The organism is Streptomyces phaeochromogenes, assembly GCF_001418655.1.
Lineage (GTDB): Bacteria > Actinomycetota > Actinomycetes > Streptomycetales > Streptomycetaceae > Streptomyces > Streptomyces phaeochromogenes.
Map to the genome: position 1 here is coordinate 28,826 of NZ_LIQZ01000204.1, position 19,488 is coordinate 48,313.

Annotated in this window: 17 protein-coding genes; 12 read left to right on the top strand and 5 right to left on the bottom strand. The window is 71.1% G+C overall.

Going from position 1 to position 19,488, the window contains the following annotated elements:
- Positions 1–52: 52 nt before the first annotated feature.
- On the bottom strand, positions 53–724 hold the full coding sequence (locus AOK17_RS26630) for a response regulator (RefSeq protein ID WP_055615087.1): 672 nt from the start codon (positions 722–724) through the stop codon (positions 53–55).
- A 244-nt stretch (positions 725–968) separates the two neighbouring features.
- On the opposite strand from AOK17_RS26630, the gene AOK17_RS26635 reads away from it, so the two are divergent.
- Entirely contained in the window at positions 969–1,160 is a 192-nt protein-coding gene (locus AOK17_RS26635; protein ID WP_055615101.1) for a hypothetical protein, read from the top strand.
- A 159-nt stretch (positions 1,161–1,319) separates the two neighbouring features.
- On the opposite strand, the gene AOK17_RS26640 is transcribed toward AOK17_RS26635, so the two are convergent.
- Positions 1,320–4,178, bottom strand: coding sequence for a nitrate- and nitrite sensing domain-containing protein (locus AOK17_RS26640; protein WP_342671521.1), 2,859 nt, complete (start codon positions 4,176–4,178; stop codon positions 1,320–1,322).
- 29 nt (positions 4,179–4,207) lie between these two features.
- Positions 4,208–5,656, bottom strand: coding sequence for an ABC transporter substrate-binding protein (locus AOK17_RS26645; protein WP_079053300.1), 1,449 nt, complete (start codon positions 5,654–5,656; stop codon positions 4,208–4,210).
- Between the two features lie 144 nt (positions 5,657–5,800).
- Here AOK17_RS26645 and AOK17_RS26650 point away from each other — a divergent pair, with 144 nt between their 5' ends.
- The 4 genes from AOK17_RS26650 to AOK17_RS26665 all read left to right on the top strand — a co-directional run bounded on the left by AOK17_RS26650 (position 5,801) and on the right by AOK17_RS26665 (position 9,412).
- A complete protein-coding gene (locus AOK17_RS26650) occupies positions 5,801–6,151 on the top strand; it encodes a response regulator (protein WP_055615089.1) in 351 nt (116 codons plus the stop codon).
- A gap of 241 nt (positions 6,152–6,392) precedes the next feature.
- Positions 6,393–7,340, top strand: a complete 948-nt coding sequence (locus AOK17_RS26655; RefSeq protein WP_055615090.1) for a hypothetical protein — start codon at positions 6,393–6,395, stop codon at positions 7,338–7,340.
- 129 nt (positions 7,341–7,469) lie between these two features.
- Positions 7,470–8,504, top strand: a complete 1,035-nt coding sequence (locus AOK17_RS26660) for a LacI family DNA-binding transcriptional regulator (protein WP_055615091.1) — start codon at positions 7,470–7,472, stop codon at positions 8,502–8,504.
- Positions 8,501–9,412, top strand: coding sequence for a carbohydrate kinase family protein (locus AOK17_RS26665; RefSeq protein ID WP_055615092.1), 912 nt, complete (start codon positions 8,501–8,503; stop codon positions 9,410–9,412). Before AOK17_RS26660 ends, AOK17_RS26665 begins: the two co-directional genes overlap by 4 nt.
- Positions 9,413–9,518: 106 nt before the next feature.
- On the opposite strand, the gene uvrA is transcribed toward AOK17_RS26665, so the two are convergent.
- The gene (gene uvrA, locus AOK17_RS26670) at positions 9,519–12,590 is read right to left on the bottom strand and encodes an excinuclease ABC subunit UvrA (RefSeq protein WP_055615103.1); all 3,072 of its coding nucleotides are present in this window, start codon (positions 12,588–12,590) and stop codon (positions 9,519–9,521) included.
- 247 nt (positions 12,591–12,837) lie between these two features.
- On the opposite strand from uvrA, the gene AOK17_RS26675 reads away from it, so the two are divergent.
- The 5 genes from AOK17_RS26675 to AOK17_RS26695 all read left to right on the top strand — a co-directional run bounded on the left by AOK17_RS26675 (position 12,838) and on the right by AOK17_RS26695 (position 17,248).
- Entirely contained in the window at positions 12,838–13,560 is a 723-nt protein-coding gene (locus tag AOK17_RS26675) for a maleylpyruvate isomerase family mycothiol-dependent enzyme (protein WP_055615093.1), read from the top strand.
- A gap of 10 nt (positions 13,561–13,570) precedes the next feature.
- Positions 13,571–14,227 (top strand): MBL fold metallo-hydrolase, encoded by a 657-nt coding sequence (locus AOK17_RS26680; protein WP_055615094.1) that lies wholly within the window; start codon positions 13,571–13,573, stop codon positions 14,225–14,227.
- Positions 14,228–14,673: 446 nt separating this feature from the next.
- A complete protein-coding gene (locus AOK17_RS26685; protein ID WP_055615095.1) occupies positions 14,674–15,558 on the top strand; it encodes an ABC transporter substrate-binding protein in 885 nt (294 codons plus the stop codon).
- Positions 15,555–16,469: an amino acid ABC transporter permease gene (locus tag AOK17_RS26690; protein WP_055615096.1), complete on the top strand. Its 915-nt coding sequence runs from the start codon at positions 15,555–15,557 to the stop codon at positions 16,467–16,469. The genes AOK17_RS26685 and AOK17_RS26690 overlap by 4 nt, the downstream gene beginning before the upstream one ends.
- Entirely contained in the window at positions 16,466–17,248 is a 783-nt protein-coding gene (locus AOK17_RS26695) for an amino acid ABC transporter ATP-binding protein (RefSeq protein WP_055615097.1), read from the top strand. Before AOK17_RS26690 ends, AOK17_RS26695 begins: the two co-directional genes overlap by 4 nt.
- Before the next feature lie 165 nt (positions 17,249–17,413).
- On the opposite strand, the gene aroQ is transcribed toward AOK17_RS26695, so the two are convergent.
- Positions 17,414–17,887: a type II 3-dehydroquinate dehydratase gene (gene aroQ / locus AOK17_RS26700; RefSeq protein WP_055615098.1), complete on the bottom strand. Its 474-nt coding sequence runs from the start codon at positions 17,885–17,887 to the stop codon at positions 17,414–17,416.
- A 103-nt stretch (positions 17,888–17,990) separates the two neighbouring features.
- Here aroQ and AOK17_RS26705 point away from each other — a divergent pair, with 103 nt between their 5' ends.
- On the top strand, positions 17,991–19,037 hold the full coding sequence (locus tag AOK17_RS26705; protein WP_055615099.1) for a S66 family peptidase: 1,047 nt from the start codon (positions 17,991–17,993) through the stop codon (positions 19,035–19,037).
- A gap of 60 nt (positions 19,038–19,097) precedes the next feature.
- Positions 19,098–19,488: MFS transporter (locus AOK17_RS26710; protein ID WP_157881398.1), on the top strand; the 391-nt coding region annotated here is incomplete at its 3' end.

A 19,488-nucleotide genomic window follows, 5' to 3' on the forward strand; every position in this document is an offset into this window, starting at 1 on the left:
CGACCAGCCACGAAGGACCCGCACCTTCAATCCGGCCGCCCCCGCGGAGCGCTCAGCGAGACTCCAGGTACGTGAGAACCGCCAGCACCCGCCGGTGATCGTCCGCGGCCTCCGGCAGGCGAAGCTTGCCGAGAATGCTGCGGACGTGCTTCTCGACCGTGCCCTCGGTCACCCACAGACGCCGCCCGATGCCGGCGTTCGAGCGGCCCTCGGCCATCAGCTCCAGGACCTCCCGCTCCCGGGTGCTGAGGAAGGACAGCGGGTCGTCGCGGCGCTGGGCCGAGACCAGCTCCCGCACCAGGGAGGGGTCGACGACCGAGCCGCCCTTGCGGATGCGGTCCAGCGCCTCGATGAACTCGTCCACGACCGTGACCCGGCTCTTCAGCAGATAGCCGATCCGCCGCCCGCTCGCGAGCAGCTCCAGGGCGTCCTCGACCTCCACGAAGGCGGACAGGACGAGGATGCCGAGGTCGGGATACCGCTCACGGATGCCGCGGGCCGCCTTCAGCCCCTCCGTGGAGTGGGTGGGCGGCATCCTGATGTCGACGATCACCAGGTCCGGCACGTGCTCGGCGACCAGTTCCAGGAGCGCGTTCGCGTCGCCGGCCTGGCCCGCCACCTCGTAGCCGAGGCGCTCGCAGAGACTGGCCAGACCCTCTCTGAGCAGGACGTCGTCGTCGGCCAGGACCACCCTCCCGCGCGCGGGAGGCTGTGCTGCGTCCATGGTGCTCCCCGTCCGCTCGGCCGACCGGTGCGGTGCGCGTCTGCGGTACGCCTCCAACAGCCTGCCGGACATGGCCGGTTACGGCTAGCCGCAGGTGGGCAATGGTGGAGAACCGGAAGCCGTTTCGGGGGCCGGCCGTGACGACACGAAAACAGTTCGAGGGAATGCTCGTAGCAGTGCAGATGCAGGTGGCCCGCCGCCCCGGGCGAGGGGCGGCGGGCCGATGACCGAAAGGCTGCGGAAGATGCGACAGACACGGATCGAAAAGCGACGGCGGTCGGTCCGTGTGCGGCCGTACGAGGACGAGTTCTCCCCGTACGGGGACGAGGAGCGGTACGCGGACGGCCTGCGCGCCGGCCTCGACCCCCGCGACCCCGACGTCGTACGCGCCAAGCGCCTGCGGTCGGCACCGGACGGCGGGACACCCCGCCCTTGAAGCCGGACGGCCGCCGCACTGTTCGTACGGGCCGCCCGGAGCGTACGTACGCCACCGAGTCCAGGACTCCCCTTCACTGGGCCTCCAACGCGGCGTGCGTTCCGGGCAGTCACGTGTCCGGGGACGACAGCCGGGCGGTCCGGAGAGGGCCGCCGCCGTTCACTCCGCGGCGGACCGCGGCACGGGCAGCCGTGCGATCAGCGTGGTCCCTCTGCTCGGCGGGCTTCTGACGGTCAGTCTGCCGCCGGTCGCCTCGACCCGGTCGGTGAGCCCGATCAGCCCGGAGCCGCCGCCGGGTTCGGCTCCCCCGACCCCGTCGTCGCCGATGACGACCTCCAGGACGTCCTCGTACACCCTCGCCCGGACCTCGACCACCGTCGCGCGCGCGTGCTTGGCGGCGTTGGTGAGGCACTCGGAGGTCACGTAGTAGACGGCCACCTCGATCCGTTCCGGGAGGCGGGCCCCCGGCAGCTCCAGATCCAGCTCGACGGGCACGGCGGAACGCCTGGCCAGGGCGCGCAGGGCGGGGCCGAGGCCGCCCTTGGAGAGGATCGCCGGATGGATGCCCCGGGAGATCTGCAGCAGGTCATCGAAGGCGTCGTCCAGGCCCTTGCCGATGTGCGCCAGCTGCTCGACGAGCTCGGCCGGCTGGTCCACCGTCATGGACTCGGCCGTGCGCAGGTCCAGCTGGAGCGAGACGAGACGCTGCTGGACGCCGTCGTGCAGATCGCGTTCGATCCGCCGCCGGGACGCGTCGCCGGCGGCCACCACGCGCGCGCGTGAGGCGGCCAGTTGGGCGCGGCTGTCGGCGTTTGCGATGGCGGTGGCAATGAGCTCCGTGAAGTCGGCGAGGCGCGACTCGGTTCCCCTGGGCAGCGGTTCGGCGTGCGGGGCGGACACGACGACGGCGCCCCACAGGCGGTCGTCGACGACGATCGGCGCGCCGACGGAACGGCCGACGCGGACCGCGCGCCCGGTCGCGGCCACCGCCCGCGCCGCCCCCTGGGCCTCCGTCGCGGCCGTACGGGCCGAGCCGAGGACGGTGGCGGCGCCGTCGGCCTCGTACCGCAGGACGGCCGCGGAGCTCGTGCTCAGCAGCAGTCCCACCTCGTGCGCGACGGCCGTGAACACCTCGTGCGGCGGGACGCCGCGGGCCACCAGGGTGGCGACGCTGCGCAGCGCGGCCTGTTCACGGGCGGCGCGGCGGCTGTCGGTGACGTCGCGCGCGGCGGCGTAGATGAGGCCCTCCTCGATCACGGGACGGCAGCTCCACTGGAGCCAGCAGTCGGTGCCGTCGCCGCGTACGTAGCGGTTCTCGAACTCGGCGACCTCGGCGCCGGTCGCCAGCCGGTCGAGGATGGCCCGGACGCGGTCCCGGTCCTCCTCGTGCACGAAGTCGAGGTACGGCCGGGACAGCAGGGTGCTGCCGGGGTAGCCGAGCGTTCTCTCGAAGGCCGGGTTCACGCGCTTGAAGTAGCCGTCGAGACCGCTGATGCACAACAGGTCCAGGGAGAGGTTGAAGATGCTCTCCAGCTCCTGTTCGGCCTTGTGGCGCCGTCCGTGGGCGGCGGCGAAGGACGCCATGGTGGCGTTCATGCCGCGCAGCAGCTGCGCCCAGGTCCCGCCGAAGGCCGCGACGTCGGCCCGGTGTCCGAGCCGGTTGTCGTCGATCGCCGTGTTCATGGTGCGGATCTCGGCGGCGAACCGCTCGCTGGTCACGTGGAGTTCGCGAAAGGTGTCGGCCACGTCGCCGATCTCGTCGCGTCCCGTGTAGCGGATGTCGTACGACAGGTCGCCGTCGGCGAGTGCCTTGGCGCCCCCGGACACCTCGGTGAGGGGGCGGTTGATCGAGCGGCGCAGGGCCAGCGCGAGGACGGTGACGGCGAGAAGGACCACTACGGAGAGGCCCAGTTCGCGTTCTCCGCGGTCCTTCACGGCCCGCAGGTCGCGGTCGGCGGCGGTCGCCAGCTCGTCCTCGGCCGCGTCCGCGATCGCGCGGAGGGCGGTGAGGCGGCCGGTGGAGGCCGCCAACCAGCGCTCCAGGGAGGGCAGTTTCGTGGTGTCGCCCGCGGCGAGGGCCTCGCGCGTGGCCCGGACCGTCCGGCCCGCGGGCTGGAGCAGCACGCCCGACAGCCGCACCTTGAGCCGCCCCGAGACGTTCTGCCGGAAGGTGTCGAGCTGGGCCGCCTCCAGTGCCTGCCAGGGGTCGCCCGTGGTATCAGGGGCGTTGCCGGGGCCCGTCGCGAACAGGACGGCCAGGTCGGCGCGTTCGCGTTCGGCGGCCTCGATGGCCTCCAGTGCGGCCAGATAGCCGTCCGCGGCGCGGCCGGAGGCCCGTGAGGGGCGGCCCGAGTCGAGGTGGTGGACGGTGTTGAGCAGGTCGTTCGTGAGGCTCGCGTACGTCTGCTCGGTCTCCGTCGCGGTGAACGAGCCGCCGCCCGCCTCCACCCGGGTCGCGAAGAGCTGCCGGCCCTTCGCGTCGAGTTGTCCGAGGACGTCCGGCTGCCCGGTGCCGTCCGCGGCGCCGTCCCGTGCGGCGGTCAGCGCCCGGTCCGTGGCGCGCCGGGCCGCGTCCCGTTCGGCCGTCACGCCCCGCCGGTCCGGGGCCGCCGCCACGAGGACCTCGGCGAGGCGCTCGCGGGCCAGGGCCTCGGTGAGCGCGGTCAGGGCGAAGGAGACGCGTGTGGCGGTCCTGAAGTCCCGCAGGGTGCGCGCCTCGCGCCAGTCGGTCACGGCCGAGAAGACCGTGAAGGCGAGGAGCCCGGAGACCGGCAGCAGCACCAGCAGCATGAGCTTGGTGCCGACGCGCAGGCGGGCGAGCAGCGGGGTCCCGGCGCGCGGGCGGCCGGTTCGTCCGGGCTGTCCCGGCTGTCCGGGCCGTCCGTCTGTGGAGGCCCGGCCGGTCCGTTTGGGCCTCCACAGGCTTATGGGCCTCCGCAGGCTGACGGGGCCGCGTGCGCCGGCCGATCTCCGTACGATGCCCGACTGCCTGCGTTCCGCGTCCCCAGGCCCGCGCATACCGCCGGGGGTACGTCGTCCGCCGGATCTCATGGCCCGGCCGACGGGTAACCCTGGTGGTCGGCCAGGTCCTTGTCGATCCGGCGGACCGCCTTGTCCAGGGCGGCCTTCACCGGGACGCGGTCGAGCATGATCTCCGCGAAGGCCCGCGCGAAGGCACCGCTGACCGCCGGATAGGCCGGGGTCTGCGACCGGGGCCGCGCGACACCGCTCTTCAACTGCTCGATGAACAGGCGCTCGGCACCGCCCTCGGCGAACCTCGGCGAGAGCTCGACTGCGCTGTCCGTCGCCGGGACCGCCCCGTTGGCCCGGCTCATGCGCAGGACCTCCCGGGGCTTCAGGAGGTGGGCGAGGAATCGCCAGACCGCGTCCCCGTCGACGGCGCCCGCGGTGACACCCCACTGCCAGGAGCCCATCCCGGTCACGGTTCCCCTGCCGAAGTCGGGCAGCGGAACGATCTTCACGTCGTCCGGGAACGCCTTGCTGAACTCGGGGTACGTCCAGTGCCCCACCCAGGAGATGGGGCTGCGCCCCCCGGTGAAGGCCTTGTCGTCCTTGTTCGGGTCGACCAGCCCCTCCTTGACCCAGTTCTGGAGGGTGGTCATCGCCCCGACCGCCTCGGGCCCGTTGAGGAAACCTTCCGCCGTACGCAGTTCCCTGGGGTCGATGAGGTCGCCGCCGGCCGACCAGACGACGGGCGCGAACCCGTACGTGTTCCACTCCTGGCCCGAGCGCGCGTAGTTCAGGCGCAGGTCGAGGGGCTTTTCGTAGCCCTCCTTGCGCAGCTTCCTCAGGATGCCGGTCAGTTCGGTGGCCGTCCAGGCGTCGTCCGGGCCGCTGGGGACGCGGATTCCGGCCTTCTTCAGGGCGGAGGGGCGTACGTAGAGGCCGAGCCCGGAGTCGAAGGTGCCGACGCCCCACAACCGGCCCTCATAGGTGCCCTGTTCGCGGATCGACGGCAGGAGATCGGCCTTCACCGCCTCGGGCACACAGGAGTCGATCGGCTTGAGCTTGCCCGACCAGGCGTAGTTGTAGAGGTTCGGGCCGTCGAAGTCGAGCAGGTCGGGCAGTTCGCCGCTGGCAGCCGCGGAGACGACCAGTTCGTCGTACGGGCGCTCTTCGGGGAGCGTGATCAACTCGACCCGTACGTCTTTCTGTCCGGCGTTGAAGTCCTTGACCTGGCCGCGCAGTGTGTCGAGCTCTCCGCTCGGGCCCGCGTGGAACCACACGGTGATGTCGGTGGTGCCTTCGAGCCTGCCGTCGCACGTGGTGTCGCCGCCGCGCTTCGCGGAGCGCTCGTCCCCGCCCCCGCGCTCGTCCCCGCCGCCACTGTCGCAGCCGGCGACGACCAGGGCCCCGGACAGCACTCCCGCGAGGACCACACGGCGCGTCCCGTGCGTCCCTGCTTTCCTGTTGAGTTTCCTCATCGCGCACCCCCACCAGACCGACAGGACACGGTCACCCCAGGGCAGCGTCATGCTACCGCGCGTCACCCTGCACTGCGCTCCGTAAGCACGAATGAAGTTCTCCGGCACGGGACTTCAGCACTTTGCGGCACGGGACTTCAGCACTTTCCCGCTAGCCGGAAAGCCAACCCGGCGGCCGGTTGGGAAGCTGTCCGCATGTCCATGCGCTGTCTCATCGTCGATGACAGCGCCCGGTTCCTGGAGGCCGCGCGCGCCCTGCTGGAGCGTGGCGGGGTCCGGGTCGTCGGCGTCGCCTCGACGGGCGCGGAGGCGCTCACGCGCGCGCGGGACCTCGCCCCGGACGTCGCCCTCGTCGATCTCGACCTGGACGGCGAGAGCGGCCTCGACGTGGCGGGAGTGCTCGCGGACGCCGTGCCCGCCGTGATCCTCATCTCGACGCACTCCCTGGAGGACTTCCAGGAGTTGGTGGCGGAGAGCCCCGCCCGCGGCTTCCTGCCCAAGTCGGCGCTGTCGGCACGGACGATCCGGGACCTGCTGGAGTCATGAGGCCCACACCCCGACCGAGGCGGCCGGACGCACTGACCGAGAGCGTGGGGAGCGCGTACGGACAGCGAGGTTGCGCACCAGGTGTTGTCCGGGCCTGATCAACACGCTTCAATGCGGGGTGACTTGGGGCGGGCACACCGCGCGGGGACGCGAACGTCCCCCGCACGCCGACCGTGTGGCCCCTCCGACCAGCGCGAACGGCCCGACCAGCCGTTGCGAGCACTCACAGAAGGGCCCCTGAATGCGGGACGGCACACCACACGCGGACGCTGCCACGGCGGAGCTGGAGACGGCCCTTCGGGGCGGCCCCTTCCATGTCGCCCTGCGCGCCGCGATCGCCACCCGTGGCCTGCCGCTGCAGCGTGTGCAGCACCACCTGACGCGGTACGGGGTCAAGGTCGGCGTGACCAGCCTGAGTTACTGGCAGCAGGGCGCCCGGCGTCCACAGCGCCCCGAGTCGCTGCGGGCCGTGCGCGCCCTGGAGGAGATACTCCAGCTGCCGGACGAGTCACTGATCCGGCTGCTCGCGAAGGCCGACGAGCGCCCGGAGGCGGAGCGCGCCGCGGCCCGCTCGTACCGCTCCCTCGTGGAGGCTTCCGGTGCCCTGGAGAAGCTGCTGGCCGAGCTGGACTCACCGCTCGACGGCGGACTGCACACCATCGGCCACCACGAGCGCGTACGGATCGGCACCCGGCGCGAGCTCCTGGGACGCGAGTCCCAGCACATCGTGCGCGCCCACAAGGAGGGCATCGACCGCTTCGTCGCCATCCACCACGGCGACCCGGGATGCGCCCCGGAGGACATGGCGGTGCACGCTCTGGAGAACTGCCGTACGGGACGCGTCCTGTGGCACCACGACACCGGGGTCCTCGTCGCCGAGCTGCTCTTCGACACGCGGCTGCGCGCGGGCGACACCTTCCTGTTCCGCTACGGCGTCGAGGACGGCACGGCCGGCGCGTGCGGTGAGTACGTCCGCGGGTTCGGCTTCTCCGGCGGGCAGTACGCCCTTCAGGTGCGCTTCGCCGAGGACACGCTGCCCGTGCGCTGCCACCGGTTCACCCAGCACTCGGCCGCGGCACCTCGCAGCGGCCGGCAGGAGCTGACACTGAACGACCCCCACCGGTCGGTCCACGTGGTGGAGCAGCGGGTGCGGTCGGGGATCGTCGGGATCGGGTGGGACTGGGAGTGAGGGGCGGCCCTCGGAGCTCTTGACGTAAACGCTTACGTAAGCGTTTACGTCTCCCTCGGCATCGGGTACGGTCCGATCCGGGACGGCGTCCGAAGCGGGCGTCGGCGAGGGCGAGGGAGGGGCTCACCCATGGCGACCATGGTCGATGTGGCCCGGAGCGCGGGTGTGTCCGTCGCGACGGTCTCGCACGTACTCAACGACACCCGCCCGGTGCGGCCGGCCACCCGCCAGGCCGTGCTCGACGCCATCGACGAACTCGGCTACACGCCCAACACCCTGGCCAGATCCCTCGTCACCTCGCGCACCCGGTCGATCGGGCTCGCGGTGTCGGCGATCAGCAACCCGTACTTCACGGAGATCCTGCAGGGCGTGGAGGCCGGCGCCCTGGAGCGCGGCTACAGCCTGCTGATCGCGGACCCGCACGACGATCCGGTGCATGAGCGCAAGGTGGTCCAGCTGCTGCACGAGCGGCGGGTGGACGGCATGCTCGTCGCGCCGTCCGCGCATCCGGAGGATCTTCTCTGCTACCTCGGGCGGCACGACGTACCGACGGTGTTCCTGGACCGGCTGGTGGCCGGCGACCGGACGCCACCCGGTTTCGTGTTCGACCAGGTCTGCGCGGAGAACACCGAACCCGTCACGCTCCTGGTCAGGCATCTCGCCGAACTGGGTCACAGGAGGATCGGCCTGGTCGCGGGCCTGCCGGGGCTCAGCACGACGAGTGAGCGGATCTCCGGCTACCGGCACGGCCTGGCGTACGCGGGGCTCCCCTACGACGAGCGGCTCGTGGTCCCCGGCAACTCCGAGGCGGCGGGCGCCGAGCGCGCGACCGATGCCCTGCTGTCCCTCCCGGCGCCGCCGACGGCACTGGTCACCGCCAACAACGCGATGACCATCGGCGCGCTGCGGGCCGTGCGCGCGAGGGGCCTGTCCGTGCCCGGCGACCTGGCCCTGTGCTGCTTCGACGACTTCTCCTGGGCGGACCTCTTCTCGCCCCGGCTCACCGCGATCTCCCAGCCCAGCAAGGAGATCGGCGCCCAGGCCGTACGGCTGCTGCTCGACCGGCTGGACTCCCCCGGCCGCGAGGCCCGTACGGTCCGGCTGCCCTCCGCCTTCGTGCACCGCACCTCGTGCGGCTGCCCCGAGAAAGGATCCGACTCGTGATCGTCGTCGCCGGTGAGGCCCTGATCGACCTGGTGCCGCGGGAGGCGGGCGCGCTCGCGGGGCTCGACCCGCGCCGCGGCGGCGGCCCCTACAACACGGCGGTGGCACTGGGCCGGCTCGGCTCCCCCGCGGCCTTCTGCTCGCGGGTCTCGGGGGACGCCTTCGGCGAGGCCCTGGTCGGCGGACTGCGTGAGGCGGGCGTCGACGTGTCGTCCGTACAGCGGGGCGCCGAGCCGACGACCCTCGCCGTCGCGTCGATCGGCGCGGGCGGTTCGGCCCGTTACTCCTTCTACGTCGAGGGCACCGCGGACCGGCTGTTCTCCGCGCCCTCCCAACTCCCGGACGGGACAAGCGCGGTGTCGTTCGGAACCTGCTCGCTCGTACTGGAGCCGGGCGCGACCGCGTACGAGGACCTGATGCGGATCGCGTCCGCACAGGGTGTGTTCACCGCGCTCGACCCCAACATCCGCGCGGTGCTGATCCCGGACGCGGACGCCTACCGGGCCCGGTTCAAGAGCTGGCTGCCGTCGGTGTCGCTGCTCAAGCTGTCCGAGGAGGACGCGGAGTGGCTCGGCGGCACTCCGCGCGAGTGGCTGGCCTCGGGCCCCTCCGCCGTGGTCGTCACGCGGGGCGGCGACGGGCTGACCGCCTTCACCCGTGACGGCGCGGAGTACTCCGTGCCGGGCGAACCCGTCGACGTGGTGGACACGATCGGCGCGGGCGACACGGTGAACGCCGCGCTGCTGCACGGCCTCGCCGCCCGCGACGCGCTCTCCGGGCCGGCGCTGGCGGGTCTGGGCGCCGACGGCTGGGCCGAGTTGCTGCGCTTCGCCGCACGGGCCGCGGCGATCACCTGCTCACGGGCGGGCGCGGAACCGCCGTACGCGCATGAGGTGGGCGTTTTTTAGGCAGGCGGGCAGGAGGGGGCTCGGCGAGGCGGGAGCGCCAACGCGCCGCGCCCCAGGGTGAGTTCCCATGGAGCGCGGCGCGTTGTACGTGGGCCGCGGAGCCGCCTCAGGCCTTGCGGGCCCTCGTCGTCTTCTTCGCCGGGGTCGCCTTCTTCGTGACCGCGGCTGCCTTCTTGGTGGCCGTGTTGTTGGTGGCCTTTTCGGTGGTGGCCTTTGTGGTGGTGGTCTTGGCCGTCGCCGTCTTCTTCGTCGTCGACCTGGCCGCCACCGCCTTCTTGGTGGCCGTCTTGGCAGCCGTCCTGCGCGGGGCCTTCACCTCCGAGGCGTCGCTGACACGCTCGGCGCCCAGGACCTCTCGCAGGAACTTGCCCGTGTGGCTGGCCGGAACCCCGGCGACCTCCTCGGGTGTGCCCTCCGCGATGACGAGGCCACCGCCGCCACCGCCCTCGGGGCCCATGTCGACGACCCAGTCGGCGGTCTTGATGACGTCGAGGTTGTGCTCGATGACGATGACCGTGTTGCCCTTGTCGACCAGGCCGGACAGCACGGTGAGCAGCTTGCTGATGTCCTCGAAGTGCAGACCGGTGGTCGGCTCGTCGAGGACGTACACCGTGCGGCCGGTGGAGCGCTTCTGGAGCTCGCTGGCGAGCTTCACGCGCTGGGCCTCACCACCGGACAGGGTCGTCGCGGACTGGCCGAGCCGGACATAGCCGAGGCCGACGTCGTTCAGCGTCTTGAGGTGGCGGGAGATCGCCGGGACCGCCTCGAAGAAGTGCATGCCTTCCTCGATCGGCATGTTCAGGATGTCGGCGATGGACTTGCCCTTGTAGTGGACGTCCAGGGTCTCCCGGTTGTAGCGGGCACCGTGGCAGACCTCGCACGGGACGTACACGTCCGGGAGGAAGTTCATCTCGATCTTGATCGTGCCGTCGCCCGCGCAGTTCTCGCAACGGCCGCCCTTGACGTTGAAGGAGAAGCGGCCGGGCAGGTAACCGCGGACCTTCGCCTCGGTCGTCTCGGCGAACAGCTTGCGGACGTGGTCGAAGACTCCGGTGTACGTCGCCGGGTTCGACCGGGGGGTGCGGCCGATGGGCGACTGGTCGACGTGCACGACCTTGTCGACGAGGTCGTCGCCGTCCACGCGCGTGTGCCGCCCGGGAACGCTCCTCGCGCCGTTCAGCTCGCGGGCCAGGTGCGTGTACAGGATGTCGTTGACCAGCGTGGACTTGCCGGATCCGGAGACTCCCGTGACGGCCGTGAGGACGCCCAGCGGGAACGACACGTCGATGTCCTGGAGGTTGTTCTCACGGGCGCCGTGCACCGTGAGCTGCCGGGACGGGTCGTGGGGGCGCCGGATGTCGGGCAGCGGGATGGCCTTCTTGCCGGACAGGTACTGCCCGGTCTGCGACTCCTCGTTGGCCAGCAGCTCCTTCAGGGAACCGCTGTGCACGACCTTGCCGCCGTGCTCGCCCGCGCCGGGGCCGATGTCGACGATCCAGTCGGCGACCTTGATGGTGTCCTCGTCGTGCTCGACGACGATGAGCGTGTTGCCCATGTCGCGCAGCCGGACCAGGGTCTCGATGAGCCGGTGGTTGTCGCGCTGGTGCAGGCCGATGGAGGGCTCGTCCAGCACGTACAGGACGCCGACGAGGCCCGAGCCGATCTGGGTCGCGAGGCGGATGCGCTGAGCCTCGCCGCCGGACAGGGTGCCCGCGGCGCGGTTGAGCGAGAGGTAGTCCAGGCCTACGTCGACCAGGAACCGCAGTCGTTCGTTGACCTCCTTCAGGACGCGCTCGGCGATCTTCTTGTCGCGGGCGTCGAGCTTCAGCTCGCCCAGGAAGTCCGCGCAGTCGCTGATGGACATGGCGGAGACCTCGGCGATGGACTTCTCCATGACCGTGACCGCGAGGACGACCGGCTTGAGGCGCGTGCCCTGACAGGTGGGGCAGGGCACCTCGCGCATGTAGCCCTCGAAGCGCTCGCGGCTCGCGTCGCTCTCGGCCTCGCTGTGCCGCCGCTTCACGAAAGGGACGGCCCCTTCGAAGGGCGTGGTGTAGACACGCTCTCGGCCGTACCTGTTGCGGTAGCGGACCTCGATCTGTGTCTTGTGTCCGTGGATCAGTGCCTTCTTGGCGCGCTGCGGAAGACCGGCGAAGGGGATGTCGGTCCGGAATCCCAACGCGTCCGCGAGGGCTCCGATCAGGCGTCCGAAGTAGTCCTTGGTGTGGCCGTGCGACCAGGGGTGGATGGCGCCCTCGTCGAGGGACTTGTCCTCGTCCGGGACGATCAGCTCCGGGTCGACCTCCATGCGCGTGCCGATACCCGTGCAGTCCGGGCAGGCGCCGAAGGGCGAGTTGAAGGAGAAGGAGCGGGGCTCCAGCTCCTCGAAGGACAGGTCGTCGTAAGCGCAGTACAGGTGCTCCGAGTACATGCGCTCGCGCTCGGGGTCGTCGGCGGGGAGGTCGACGAAGTCGAGCACCACCATGCCGCCGGAGAGACCGAGGGCGGTCTCCACGGAGTCGGTCAGCCGGCGCTTGGCGCCCTCCTTGACCGTGAGGCGGTCGATGACCACCTCGATGGTGTGCTTCTCCTGCTTCTTCAGCGTGGGCGGCTCGGTGAGCTGGATCGTCTCGCCGTCGACCCGGGCGCGGCTGTACCCCTTGGTCTGGAGATCGGAGAAGAGGTCGACGAACTCGCCCTTGCGCTCGCGCACCAGCGGCGACAGGACCTGGAAGCGGCTCCCCTCCGGCAGCTCCAGGACCTTGTCGACGATGGCCTGCGGCGACTGGCGCGTGATGGGTCGGCCGCACTCGGGGCAGTGCGGCTTGCCGATGCGCGCGAAGAGCAGCCGCAGGTAGTCGTAGACCTCGGTGATGGTGCCGACCGTCGAGCGCGGGTTGCGCGAGGTCGACTTCTGGTCGATGGAGACCGCCGGGGAGAGGCCTTCGATGAAGTCGACGTCCGGCTTGTCCATCTGGCCGAGGAACTGCCGGGCGTACGAGGAGAGCGACTCCACATAGCGCCGCTGACCCTCGGCGAAGATCGTGTCGAAGGCCAGCGAGGACTTGCCCGACCCCGACAGGCCCGTGAAGACGATGAGCGAGTCGCGCGGAAGGTCGAGCGAGACATTCTTCAGATTGTGCTCGCGCGCTCCACGGACGATGAGACGGTCGGCCACGCCGGTCCGCACCTTTCTTGAGATAAGTGACAGGGGCGAGGCCCCCGGCTTTTCAGACGACGGGGCCCCCGTCTTTTTCAGACTAGAGGGAGCCACTGACAGCGCCGGTCTGGTTTCCCTGCTTCACAACAATCCCGGGCCCTCCAGCATGCCCGACGCCGCACCCGACCATATAGCACGCGCATTCGATTTACGGCGGCCGTCCGCAACCTTCACCCAAACGTGTGGCGGGACTATCGTCGGGCCCATGAACGATCATGTGCGCGACCTGGCGTCTGTACGTGACGCGACCGAGCGGCTCCTCACCGCAGTCGGCAAACTGGACAACGGTTCCGTGGCCGAACCGTCACGGCTGCCCGGCTGGAGCCGCGGCCATGTCCTGGCCCACCTCGCCCGCAACGCGGACGCCCTCGTGAACGTCCTCGAAGGCCGGCCGATGTACATCTCCGGGGAGGCCCGGGACGCCGACATCGGGCGGGACGCCCCGCGCCCCGTGGAGACACAGCTCACCGACCTCCGCGAGAGCGCGGTCCGCTTCCAGGAGACGGGCGCCGCGCCCGCGGACTGGTCCCGCACGGTGGAGCTGCGCAACGGCGTCACCGACTCGGCGTCCGGGGTGCCGTTCCGACGGTGGATCGAGGTCGAGCTGCACCACGTCGATCTGGGGATCGGATACGACCTGGAGGACCTCCCGGAGGAGTTCGTGGAGCGGGAGATCGTCTTCCTCACGGACCGTTTCGCCGGGCACCCCGAGGTGCCGCACACGCGCGTCACCGACGGCACGCGCGCGTGGAGCACGGGACGCGTCTCCGGAGACGGCGGCGCGGAGGGAGCCGAGGGCTCCGGGGATGGTCCGGAGGTGACCGTGACCGGCCCCGCGCCCGCCCTCCTCGGCTGGCTCGCGGGCCGCCGCGACGGGTCCGCGCTCAGCGTCGACGGCGGTCCGCTGCCCGCACTCCCCCCGCTATAGGCTGAGCGTCATGACGTACAGCGGAGTGGTGACGGTCGGCGGCCCTGCGGATGTGCACGAGTTGCGGGACCTGATGATCTCCAAGGTCGCGGTCGGCCCGATGAACAACAACGCCTATCTGCTGCGCTGCCGGGCGACGGACGAGCAGTTGCTGATCGACGCGGCCAACGACGCCGGTACGCTGCTCACGCTGATCGGTGACGACGGCATCGCGTCCGTCGTCACCACGCATCAGCACGGCGACCACTGGCAGGCACTCGCGGAGGTCGTGACGGCCACGGGCGCGCGCACGTACGCGGGACGGGACGACGCCGACGGCATCCCCGTACCGACGGACGTACCCGTCCAGGACGGCGACACGATCCGGGTGGGGCACGTGGAACTGACCGCCCGCCACCTGGTGGGCCACACGCCCGGCTCGATCGCCCTGGTCTACGACGACCCGCACGGGCACCCGCATGTGTTCACGGGGGACTGTCTCTTCCCGGGTGGTGTGGGCAACACACGTAAGGACGCGAAGGCGTTCGCCAGCCTGATCCACGACGTCGAGACGAAGATCTTCGACCCGCTGCCGGACGAGACCTGGGTCTACCCGGGACACGGCGACGACACGACGCTGGGCGCCGAGCGTCCGCATCTGCCGGAGTGGCACGCGCGGGGTTGGTGAACCACGCCCGTGCGGAGGCGAATCGCCGATCGCCGGGCGAGCGTTGGCCCGGGCGGGGCGTTGGTCCGGGCAAGGCGTTGGTGAGGCGTCCGATGGCAGGTGTGCGGTCCCCGGCCGTGCGCGCCGGTGCGCGCCCCGTGTGAACGGAGCGCACACTCCGGTGCCCCGCACGCGCTCCCGGCGCACGGGGAGCGCGCGGTCCACTGGTAGCTGGTCCCGCACAGGATGACGGCTCCTGCGCGGACGGGTCGCCGGCCTGTCGATCCCCGCCCTCGGCCGGCGGCCCCGCCCTGGCAGCGGTGGCCGACGTCCGGCGGCCACCGCCCAGGACACCATGACGCCCCGGCGCCCCACGAGTTCACAACATTGCAACACCCGTTCCCATCATGCGGACAGTTGCCCCTGTGACCTCGACAGACGGGCCTGCCCACTGTCACTCTCCCGCCATGCATCTTGCCCAACGCGCCTTGCGCCGCGCCGCGTCCACCGCCACCGTCGCTCTGCTCGCCGTCGCCGTCGGCTGCGCCCCGCAGCCCGAGGAGAAGGCCTCCGACAAGCCCTCCGGCTCCGGCGCCGAAGCGTGCGCCAAGGGCGAACTGGGCACGGAAGTCTCCGGGAAACTGACCATCGCGACCGACCAACCCGCGTACGAGCCGTGGTTCAAGGACGACAAGCCGGCCAACGGCAAGGGCTTCGAGTCGGCCGTCGCGTACGCCGTGGCGAAGCAGCTCGGCTACGACAAGGGTGATGTCGTCTGGCAGAGCGTGCCCTTCAACAAGGCCTTCGCGCCCGGCGAGAAGACCTTCGACTTCGACATCAACCAGGTGTCGATCAGCGACGAGCGCAAGAAGGCCGTCGACTTCTCGTCCGGCTACTACGACGTGCGCCAGGCCGTCATCGCGCTGAAGGACTCCAAGGCCGCGAAGGCGAAGAGCATCGCCGACCTCAAGGGCGTGAAGCTGGGCGCCCAGGTCGGCACCACCAGCCTGAACTACATCAACGACGTGGTGAAGCCGACCGAGCAGCCGGCCGCGTACGCGAAGAACGACCAGGCCAAGTCCGCGCTGAAGAACGGCCAGGTGGACGCCATCGTGGTCGACCTGCCGACCGCGTTCTACATCACCGCGGCCGAGGTGACGGACGCGCGGATCGTCGGACAGTTCGAGAACCAGGGCGGTGCGCCCGAGCAGTTCGGACTCGTCCTGGACAAGGGCAGCGCTCTCACCTCGTGCGTGACGGACGCCGTGGACGCCCTGCGCGAGGACGGCACCCTCGCCGCCGTCGAGAAGCAGTGGCTGTCCGACGCCGTCGACGCACCGGTCCTCAAGTGACGCTCGTGAAGGAGGAGTCGGCCGGGGAGCCGGAAGGAGACTCCGGCGAGGGAGAGGCACGCGAGGCGTACGTCCCGTCGCCGCGGCGGATCGAGCGGGAGCGGTACAAGCGCTCCCGTGCCCGCCGCGCGACGGCGATCGCCGCGCTGTCCACCCTCGTGACCGGCGTCGTCCTCTACCTCGTCGTCGTCAACGCGCCCGGCTGGCCGCGCACCAAGGAGACGTTCTTCAGCGCGCAGTACGCGCGCGAGGCGTTCCCCAAGGTCCTGGAGGGGCTGTGGCTGAACGTCCGGCTCCTGCTGGTGTGCGGCGCCGCGGTCCTCGTCCTCGGCATGCTGATCGCCGTCGCCCGCACCCTGCGCGGTCCGGTGTTCTTCCCGCTGAGGGCGCTGGCCGCCGCGTACACCGACTTCTTCCGCGGGCTGCCGCTGATCATCAACCTGATGATCGTGGTCCTGGGCGTGCCGGCGCTGCGGCTGCAGGGCATCACGGTCGATCCGGTGCTGCTTGGCGGGACGGCGCTCACCCTGACCTACTCGGCGTACGTCGCCGAGGTGTTCCGCGCCGGGATCGAGTCGGTCCACCCCTCGCAGCGCGCCGCGGCCCGCTCGCTGGGGCTGAGCAACCGGCAGGCCCTGCGGTACGTGGTGCTCCCCCAGGCCGTACGCCGTCAGGTGCCGCCGCTGCTCAACGACCTGGTATCCCTGCAGAAGGACACCGGGCTCGTCTCGATCGGCGGCGCGGTCGACGCCGTACGCGCCGCGGACATCATCGTGGGCCGCAGCCTCAACTACACGCCGTACATCGTCGCGGGACTCGTCTTCGTCGCGCTGACCATCCCGATGACCCGCTTCACCGACTGGGTCACGGCACGGATGGACCGGCGGCAGGCGCAGGGAGGGAGCATATGAGCGAGACGCCCGGCAAGGCACCCGTGGACTCCGGCGTGCCCGTGCTGCGGATGGAGGCCGTCCGCAAGACCTTCGGCGACTCGGTCGTCCTGCGGGACGTCGATCTGGAGGTCGCCCCGCACACGGTGACAGCGCTGATCGGTGCCTCAGGCTCGGGCAAGTCGACGCTCCTGCGCTGCGCGAACCTGCTGGAGGAGATCGACGACGGCGCGATCTGGCTGGACGACGAGGAGATCACCGACCCCCGGGCCGACCAGGACGCGGTGCGCCGCCGGATCGGTGTGGTCTTCCAGGCGTACAACCTCTTTCCGCACATGACCGTCCTGCAGAACATCACGCTGGCCCCGCGCCGCGTGCACGGCGTGGACCGCGCGGAGGCGGAGGCGCACGCCCGTGAGCTGCTCGACCGGCTCGGGCTCGGCGCCAAGGCGGGCGAGTACCCGGACCGGCTGAGCGGTGGCCAGCAGCAGCGGGCCGCGATCGTCCGCGCCCTGGCCGTACGCCCCAGGCTGCTGCTCCTCGACGAGATCACCGCGGCCCTCGACCCGGAGCTGGTGGGTGAAGTCCTCGCTGTCGTGCGGGACTTGAAGGACGACGGCATGACCATGGTGCTGGCCACGCACGAGATGGGCTTCGCCCGCGACGTCGCGGACCAGGTCTGCTTCCTCGACGGCGGTGTCGTACTGGAACGGGGCACGGCCGAGGAGGTGTTCGGCGACCCGCGCGAGGAACGCACGCGGCGCTTTCTGCGCCGGATCGTGGAGGCGGGCCGGCTGTAGTCGACGGCCTGGCGCGGGGCGGGGAGGGATTCACGGCCCGGGGTGGACGTGGACGGCGTTCGGAAATCCTGGATCGAGGTCATGCGTCGATGGTGGCACCCGCCACTGACAATCGGCCGCCGTCCGCCCGGCACCTCCCGTCAGGCCGCCGGTCATCCGCTCCCGTCAGGCCTCCGCCCGAGCCGCTCCCGCCAGCGCCGCGACCCGCTCCACGCCGAACACGTAACCCTGCACTCCGCAGCCCGCGATCACGCCGTCGGCGCGGAGCGAGACGTACGAGTGGTGCCGGAACTCCTCGCGCTTGTGGATGTTGGAGATGTGGACCTCCAGCACGGGCAGCCCGTCGCAGGTGTTGAGGGCGTCCAGGATCGCGACGGAGGTGTGTGAGTAGGCGCCGGGGTTGATCACGATCCCGGAGTGCCCGAGGCGTGCCTCGTGGATCCAGTCGACCAGCTGGCCCTCGTGGTTGGACTGGCGGAAGTCCACCGTGCCGCCGTGCACGGCCGCCGCCTTGGCGCACATCTCCTCGACGTCGGCGAGGGTGTCGGAGCCGTAGATCTCCGGCTGGCGCTGCCCGAGGAGGTTCAGGTTGGGGCCGTTGAGAATCATGATCGGGGCGTTGGCGAGGGTGCGGGGCACGGTTCCTCCGGTCCGGTCGGATGGCTCGGCCCGTTCGGGACCGCTGCTCAGACCCGGTTTATCACGGTGCGCCGACACCGGGACGGCCCCTACCCTCCCTCGCATGACGACTCCCGCGTACCCGCCCAAGCCCGTGCCTGGCGACCGGGTGGCCGTGATCTCGCCGTCCGCGGGGCTGCCGGGGATCCTTCCGCTCCCGTACGAGTTGGGCCTGGAGCGGCTGCGCACGGAGTACGGCCTCGAACCGGTCGAGTATCCGGCGACCCGGAGGATGGGTTCCACGCCTCGGGAGCGGGCCGACGACATCCACGCGGCGTTCGCCGACCCGGACGTCAAGGCGGTCATGGCGTCGATCGGCGGTGACGACCAGATCACCGTGCTGCCGCTGCTCGACCGGGAGTTGATCCGCGCCAACCCGAAGCCGTTCTTCGGGTACAGCGACAACACGAACCTGCTCGCCCACCTGTGGAACACGGGGATCGTCGGCTACCACGGCGCGAGTGTGATGGGCGAACTGGGCCGGCCCGGCGCCATGGACCCGCTGACCGCCGAATCCGTGCGGGCGGCGCTCTTCACCTCGGGCGAGTACGAACTGCGTCCGGCCGAGCGGTGGCGCGACGTCGACCGCGACTGGGCGGACCCGGCGACCTTCGAGTCGGAACCGGGGACCCGGCCCGGCACCGGATGGACCTGGGTCAACGCCGACCGGGTGGTGGAGGGCCGCAGTTGGGGCGGCTGTCTGGAGATCCTGGCCGGGCTGCTGATGGCCGACCGGGAGATCCCGCACGACCTCTCGGTCCACGACGGCGGCGTGCTCTTCCTGGAGACCTCGGAGGAACTGCCCAGCAGCGAGGAGGTGTTCCGCGTCCTGCGGAACATGGGCGAGCGCGGACTGCTCCAGCGTTTCTCCGCGCTGCTGATGGGCCGGGCGAAGACATGGTCCTTCGAACGCCCCAACAGCCCTCAGGAGGGCGCCCGTTACGCGGCGGAACAGCGCGAGGCCGTACTGCGCGCCATGCGGGCGTACGCCCCCGACACCACGATCGTCTTCGATGTGGACCTCGGACACACCGACCCACAGATCGTCATCCCCTACGGGGGCGTGATTCGCGTGGACGGTCCCGCCCGGCGCATCACGGTGACCTACTGAGGCCACCGGGCCCCCGTGCGCCCCCCGTAACCCTTGGTGACCGTGGGTAGTTGACGCGGCATGCACCGTGCACGCACAGTAAAGCCCCCTTCCATGCCGCGGCTCGCGGCGGCCTCCCTCGCGGGGACGGCCATCGAGTTCTACGACTTCTTCGTCTACGGGACGGCGGCAGCGCTCGTCCTGGGCCCGCTCTTCTTCCCCACGTTCTCGCCGGTGGCGGGGACGCTGGCGGCCTTCGGGACGTTCGGGGTCGGGTTCGTGGCGCGGCCGTTGGGCTCGGTCCTGTTCGGGCACATCGGGGACCGGCACGGACGGCGGCCCGTTCTCGTCCTCTCCTTGCTGCTGACCGGCGCCGCGACCGTCGCGGTCGGCTGCGTACCGACGTACGACTCCATCGGTACGGCCGCTCCCGTGCTGCTCCTTGTGCTGCGTTTCCTGCAGGGGCTGGGGC

What these genes read in the sequence shown, in the direction of transcription:
- AOK17_RS26680 (WP_055615094.1), top strand. Translation starts at nt 13,571, where the DNA reads ATGACGTACAGCGGAGTGGTGACGGTCGGCGGCCCTGCGGATGTGCAC.
- AOK17_RS26645 (WP_079053300.1), bottom strand. Translation starts at nt 5,656, where the DNA reads ATGACGCTGCCCTGGGGTGACCGTGTCCTGTCGGTCTGGTGGGGGTGC.
- AOK17_RS26695 (WP_055615097.1), top strand. Translation starts at nt 16,466, where the DNA reads ATGAGCGAGACGCCCGGCAAGGCACCCGTGGACTCCGGCGTGCCCGTG.
- AOK17_RS26650 (WP_055615089.1), top strand. Translation starts at nt 5,801, where the DNA reads ATGTCCATGCGCTGTCTCATCGTCGATGACAGCGCCCGGTTCCTGGAG.
- AOK17_RS26630 (WP_055615087.1), bottom strand. Translation starts at nt 724, where the DNA reads ATGGACGCAGCACAGCCTCCCGCGCGCGGGAGGGTGGTCCTGGCCGAC.
- AOK17_RS26635 (WP_055615101.1), top strand. Translation starts at nt 969, where the DNA reads ATGCGACAGACACGGATCGAAAAGCGACGGCGGTCGGTCCGTGTGCGG.
- AOK17_RS26685 (WP_055615095.1), top strand. Translation starts at nt 14,674, where the DNA reads ATGCATCTTGCCCAACGCGCCTTGCGCCGCGCCGCGTCCACCGCCACC.
- AOK17_RS26640 (WP_342671521.1), bottom strand. Translation starts at nt 4,178, where the DNA reads ATGCGCGGGCCTGGGGACGCGGAACGCAGGCAGTCGGGCATCGTACGG.
- AOK17_RS26655 (WP_055615090.1), top strand. Translation starts at nt 6,393, where the DNA reads ATGCGGGACGGCACACCACACGCGGACGCTGCCACGGCGGAGCTGGAG.
- AOK17_RS26660 (WP_055615091.1), top strand. Translation starts at nt 7,470, where the DNA reads ATGGCGACCATGGTCGATGTGGCCCGGAGCGCGGGTGTGTCCGTCGCG.
- AOK17_RS26675 (WP_055615093.1), top strand. Translation starts at nt 12,838, where the DNA reads ATGAACGATCATGTGCGCGACCTGGCGTCTGTACGTGACGCGACCGAG.
- AOK17_RS26705 (WP_055615099.1), top strand. Translation starts at nt 17,991, where the DNA reads ATGACGACTCCCGCGTACCCGCCCAAGCCCGTGCCTGGCGACCGGGTG.